6 protein-coding genes and 2 pseudogenes are annotated in these 5617 nt (G+C 47.7%); 4 read left to right on the forward strand and 4 right to left on the reverse strand.

Annotated elements, in window-relative coordinates:
* The 3 genes from X965_RS18290 to X965_RS18300 form a co-directional block, all read right to left on the reverse strand.
* Window positions 1-1161: inverse autotransporter beta domain-containing protein (locus tag X965_RS18290; RefSeq protein ID WP_172794104.1), on the reverse strand; the 1161-nt coding region annotated here is incomplete at its 3' end.
* A 93-nt stretch (window positions 1162-1254) separates the two neighbouring features.
* On the reverse strand, window positions 1255-1731 hold the full coding sequence (locus X965_RS18295) for a hypothetical protein (protein ID WP_036419652.1): 477 nt from the start codon (window positions 1729-1731) through the stop codon (window positions 1255-1257).
* A 103-nt stretch (window positions 1732-1834) separates the two neighbouring features.
* On the reverse strand, window positions 1835-2131 hold the full coding sequence (locus X965_RS18300; RefSeq protein ID WP_051997418.1) for a helix-turn-helix domain-containing protein: 297 nt from the start codon (window positions 2129-2131) through the stop codon (window positions 1835-1837).
* 909 nt (window positions 2132-3040) lie between these two features.
* On the opposite strand from X965_RS18300, the gene X965_RS18305 reads away from it, so the two are divergent.
* Together X965_RS18305 and X965_RS18310 are read left to right on the forward strand one after the other, a co-directional pair.
* Window positions 3041-3391, forward strand: coding sequence for a tetratricopeptide repeat protein (locus X965_RS18305; RefSeq protein ID WP_036419654.1), 351 nt, complete (start codon window positions 3041-3043; stop codon window positions 3389-3391).
* A gap of 292 nt (window positions 3392-3683) precedes the next feature.
* A complete protein-coding gene (locus X965_RS18310; protein ID WP_253280791.1) occupies window positions 3684-3941 on the forward strand; it encodes a helix-turn-helix domain-containing protein in 258 nt (85 codons plus the stop codon).
* A gap of 298 nt (window positions 3942-4239) precedes the next feature.
* Here the strand turns inward: X965_RS18310 and X965_RS18315 are convergent.
* Window positions 4240-4539: pseudogene (locus tag X965_RS18315) on the reverse strand (integrase core domain-containing protein); the annotation flags it as partial.
* A gap of 6 nt (window positions 4540-4545) precedes the next feature.
* Between X965_RS18315 and X965_RS18320 the strand changes: the two are divergent.
* Both X965_RS18320 and X965_RS19170 read left to right on the forward strand, forming a co-directional pair.
* Window positions 4546-5046: pseudogene (locus tag X965_RS18320) on the forward strand (IS91 family transposase); the annotation flags it as partial.
* A gap of 28 nt (window positions 5047-5074) precedes the next feature.
* On the forward strand, window positions 5075-5476 hold the full coding sequence (locus tag X965_RS19170; protein ID WP_072144605.1) for a transposase: 402 nt from the start codon (window positions 5075-5077) through the stop codon (window positions 5474-5476).
* Window positions 5477-5617: the final 141 nt, after the last annotated feature.

Consider the following 5617-nt stretch of genomic DNA (forward strand, 5'->3'; position numbering starts at 1 on the left):
GCCGAAACGGTAGGAAAGCTCCATACCAATCTGGCTGTCATTGGAATCGCCGCGCGATGTCTGACCTTTGAGGGTCATTAACGGGAACGGGGTATAAGTCAGTCCCAGGGTGGAGACTGACGGGTTATTTTTCAGTTCACCGGAAGAAGGGGTGCCGGCCAGGCTGATGCCGTCGCCGAAGTACTGTTCATATTTTGCAAATGCGCCTAACTGCGGATAATCAGGCAGATAGCCTTCCGCACGGAGATCAAACCCGTTCGCCGGGCGTTCGTCGTAATCGCGCATTTCATGCAGTTCTGACGGGTGCCAGTCTGTTACCCTGAAGTAGCCGTTCGCCGCAAACTTCAGGTAGTTGGCCCATAATTCACCACCAACACCGACCCGCGAGTTACTGCCGGTGATATCGTAGTCATAAAAGCTGTTCACGCCCCACATCCAGCCGTCTTCATACTGACGGTAGCCCAGACCGAGGTTGGTGGTGGTGCGTTCTTCGTTGGCACGAAGCCCGACCTGTGAGAATAACAGGCTGTCCGGGTTATCGATTAACGGTACCAGTACGTCCGCTTCCCCGGTTTTACTGCTGCCGAACTGAATGCGGGCATGCGCCACCTGGTTCAGCCAGTCATTCACCTGCTGGTTGAGCAGGTTTTCACCGATACCGCGCACATAGCCGAGGGAGGCCTCCACCGGGTCATCCGCTGACAATAACTGCCCGGTCTGCGAAACACCGGCCGCTACTCTGGTTGCCGGCTGTTCATTCTGTTCAGCCGGACTGTCCGGTGACCCGAGCACCGGTAACGCACTCAGAATATCATCCTGCCGCACGGTATTATCCTGCACAGCAGACGATTGCCATCCGGCTTCCGGCACAGAAACAGAAAAACCGGGCAGCGCACTGACCGGCGCAGAAAAACTGTCCTGAACCGCGGACGGCGGGGATGACGGGAGCGGCGTGCCCTCCTCCCCCGTCAGCGCCCGGATACCGGCCATGGTACTTATCATGTCATCCGCACTGACACTGACCTCCGCACTGCCGGCTGCCCGGGCGGCGGCAGAAAAAGAAACGGACACAGGAAAAAAAAGCTGGAAGAACAGTAAAACAAACGCGGTTATCCGCATGCTTTTCTGATGGACGTGCGACGGTGCTGTCAGGGTTGACATAATATGACTCCGGATATAACAATGCTCCGGAAAACCGGTTGTTTCCGGAGGATCATATCAATGATTAAAAATTAAATGATTGCCGGTAACGAATCAGATGCCGGACAGGGCTTTCAGGCGCTCTTTAACCCCGGTAAACCCGGCGTACTGTACTTTGGCACATAACGTATCCAGTTTTTTATTCAGGGTCATCGTCAGTAACTCTTTCGAATCACTGTCCATAATTTCTTTGTTAATATTCAGGAAGGTATAGTTCTGATTGATTTTGCTGTAATCGGCGGAGTAATTATCAAACTGACTCTGGTTCAGCCCCTTCAGGAAATTAAAACCGTCCACACAGGCATTCCGTGTGGAGGCAATCACAATGCCCTGTGCGGCCATCTGTTTGTTTCCGACATATTCCTGTGCCGCCGTATTGCCGGTCACGGCCGGCGTGGCAGAGCGGGTCTGCTGAGTTTGTGTTACCGGCGGTTTTTTAACCGGGGCCGGGGCCGTTTTTTTCTGCGGGACAGCGCCGCAGGCGCCCAGAAATAATGACGCCAGCGTGACGGCAATAATACGTTTTTTCATGTTAACACATCCCATACTTTGGTTATTAATAACAACGGGTGAATCACCCTCATCAGAAAAGGCGTTTAAAAATCAGGAAATAAAATGTCAGCACCCGTCAGAATTACGCCGTGTCACGGATTTTATATTTTGGTATTTCCCCTGCCTTGTTAATAATCAGATAAAAAAAATACTGTATTTCGGACTCATTCATACGGAGAGCCGAAAAAAAACGAAACAACATATCAAGCTGAAATCCGGTTTCCCCTCGTTCATACCGGGAGACCTGCTGCTGGCTGATATTCATATCTTTAGCCAGCTCATCTCCTGACCATCCGTATTCATATCTGATAGCCCTGAGCTGACCGCCGATATAACCTGACAGAGAAAGAGAGCCTTCATCAAGATTTATTTTTTTCAAAAATACCCCCGCAAATTAATACCTGTAAATATCACCCGTCCATTTGTAAAAACAATGTGGCGGCGACGGATAACATCAGAGAGGTGATAACCATTTCAGAAAGACAGTCACTCATTTGACTTTAGTGCATTAAAATTGTTTTTTACTCTATATTCCAATTGTTTATAACGATCTAATTATAATGATTAATAGTTAAAAACTATCACAAATACGATATTGATCGTTTTTACTGATCAGTGTACACTTTATCAACACGAAAGAAATGGCCTTCCGGGCCCCGTGTTATCAGGCTTGATTACATTAGTGAGACAGAGAAACCGAAAAAAATAAAAACAACAACCGAAACACAAAAATAACAAAAATAACAAAAATAACAAAATAGGCATATATTTTTAATTTTGTCCTTCAACAAAAAGACCGGATAAAAATTATTTACATGCAGTAACACAGACATTAATTATCTGCTCAGGATAGATTGCGGGCCCCCCTGAATAACGAAACTCATCTAGGATGATTTTTATAAGAAAATACTGATTCCGTCAGGACAGACAGAAACGATTAGCTGAACTTTTCATTGCCGGTTCTGTAACACAGCAACAGAATAAGCTGATATTAAAAAGAGTACGGTAAATGACGATTTTCACCGGTTAAAAAGACTGACAACTTAATATTCCGGTCAGAACGTTTGATTTGTCCTCAGGATTAAACCGGGGGCGGTAGGTTTTAAACATAACTGGTTCATGCTGACAAAAAAAGCAAAATGTCATATGCGTAAATTTAGAAGGAATACAGGGGCAGGAAGGTGCGCTACCCGCAAAAAATCACTCATTTTAAAAAATAAATCTGAACCTTATCCCGTGCAGTTCCTGAATGATGTTTATCCTTTTAATCAACAGAGGAGTTTAAATAATGGAAAAATGTATTTTGCACAGTCTGTTCTCAGCGGTCATTTTATCCGTATGCCTCAGCGCACCGGCCGGTGCGGTCACCCCGGAAGAAATGGCGCAGCAGGGTGATACGGATGCAATGATCATACTGAGCTATATATACCTGTCAGAAGACACTGCCGCAGGAACAGAAAAAGCCAAATACTGGCTCGGAAAAGCAGTGGAACAGGGTGACACCGACGCCCAGGGCATCCTGGGAACCGTCTATTATACAGAGAAAAATTATGAAGCCGCAGCGCCCCTTTTAACCCGGGCATGCCATCACAACAATCAGTCTGCGTGTAAACTGCTGCACAAACTACAGGCCCAGTGAAAAAAATAACGGGAAATGTTCATAGCCCCCGTACCTCAGTCAGGCATGTGACAATGGCCAGTTTAGTCTACACCGAAACTGCATGACCATGTTTAATGAGCACCCGGCTCCTTCCGTCATCAATCCGGAAAATAAGTTTTGCCGGTCGGGGAATATACATGTACCGGACTATATCGTTAGGTAACGACGTTGGTTAACACGTCGGTGTAAATAGCTTTCAGTTCAAATTCTTTTTACGGTATATAATATAATGACAGAGATTTCGTTAATTATCGGCAAAAAAATCAGAGAGATGAGGTATAACAACTGCTTAACTACCCGACAGCTCGCATATTCAGTTGGTATCTCACAGCAGCAGATGTCCCGTTATGAGCGGGGTGTAAACAGGATCCACGTTGATATTCTGTACAGGCTCAGTCTGGTATTCAGATGCGGTGTTAATGACTTTTTTTCTGATATGCCGTCCCCTGCCGGAACGGCGTATTACGACGAATACGGTGGGCAGATATCAGCTGTAATCACCGCCACTACACAGAATGATGTCAGATAGGGGTGTCTGACTCTCAGTGGAACAAAAACTCACGTTAAGAGGCTTTGACCATGAAAAAGTCAAAGCAGCGAGAGGAACCTACTAATGGCAAGGATCCTTCATAGATCCTTGCATCACAATCTTTACTGACCCAATAACTCCGTCCACACGCATACTTTATGTGACATGCGGGAGCCTTCAATAACCCAGAAAATATGCTGGATTTTATAATACGGAGGTTTTTATACCTCTCGCTTAAATTGCACTAGCTTAGACCTGATCTGACAGTTACCGGTTATTTATACAGGTGTCTGTCAGATTAAATCTGGTTCAGATTTTTTTCTGTCCAGGCCCGTTTTCCATCAAGTAACGTGGCCATCGGCGTACGCCCGCAGCACATTTTTCCCTGATGAGTTCGCTCATTATTGTAGTGCCACAACCAGTTGTCCAGATCCATTTGCAGGCTCTCCAGGTCTGCATATAGCTTCTTGCGGAACGTAACCTGATAAAATTCCTGTAAAATGGTTGTATGGAAGCGCTCGCAGATACCGTTCGTCTGTGGAGACATCGCCTTCGTTTTTGTATGATCGATGTCGTTGACAGCCAGATACAACTGGTACCCTGTGTCCGTCAGATGCTGCTGAGTGTCTGGTCTGAGGGTATCTCACTGCCGCTCTCTCTGTCACACATCACCACTGGGTCACAGTGGTGCAGTCTGGTGCTGACCGCCGGCGGAAAATACAGGCACGTGTATATGTCAAAAAAGATGGCCGGCGGTAAAAACACCGTAAAATACCCGGGCCGGTATCTGAAAAAACCGCCGATAGCCGGCTCCAGGCTGGCGCACTACGCCGGCAGTACCACGCTGAGCTTTCGCTACCACGACCACAATACAGGTGAGCAAGCCACCGAGAGGCTGACGCAGAGGGAAATCGTGAGTCGGCTGAAGCAGCATATACCGGAAAAGTTCTTCCGGATGGTGCGTTATTTTGGTTTTCTGGCCAACCGAGTGTGCGGGAAAAAACTGCCGCTGGTGTACCATGCGCTGGGGATGAAAAAACCGGAGGCGGCACCGAAAGTGTGTTACGCGCAGATGAGTAAGCAGTTCCTGCGGCGCGATCCGTTCCCGCCTGCGGCACTACTGCGGCGGCGCGGTGGTTCATCACTATCTCGATTACCGCGCAGGGAAGCATAAACGTCAGATGCTGAGCCAGGAAGAGATGATCGGGCGCTATATCAGTCATGTTCCGGCGCGCCATTTTAAGATGGTGCGTTACTCCGGGTTTCTGGCCAACCGTAAAAGGAGAGCGCTGCTGCCACGGGTGTATGAAGCCCTGCAGATGCAGGCGCGGGAAAAACCGGAGAAACCGGGATTCGCTGCGCTGATGAAAGGCTTCCTGGGCGCGGATCCGTACAAATGTATCCTGTGTGGCGACCGACTGCGTTTTGCCGGCGCTCAGACTGGTATCCATGCAACAAAATTGCTGTCAGAAAGGCTGCGTGGAATGGAGAAAAAGCGATGGTTGCGAATGCCTGAATGGGATCAGTGCGTCTGAGAAGTGGCTTTCCGGTTAAAAACACATCAAAGACGGCATTTTTATATAGTGATGAATAACTGCATTATCAAAAGGATGATCCGCAGTTAAATTCATGCTCAGGTGCGCCCAAAAGAAGCGATTCAATTTCCTAACCATCAA

Origin of the sequence: Morganella sp. EGD-HP17, from assembly GCF_000512315.2 — a bacterium.
Taxonomy (GTDB): Bacteria; Pseudomonadota; Gammaproteobacteria; order Enterobacterales; family Enterobacteriaceae; genus Morganella; species Morganella morganii.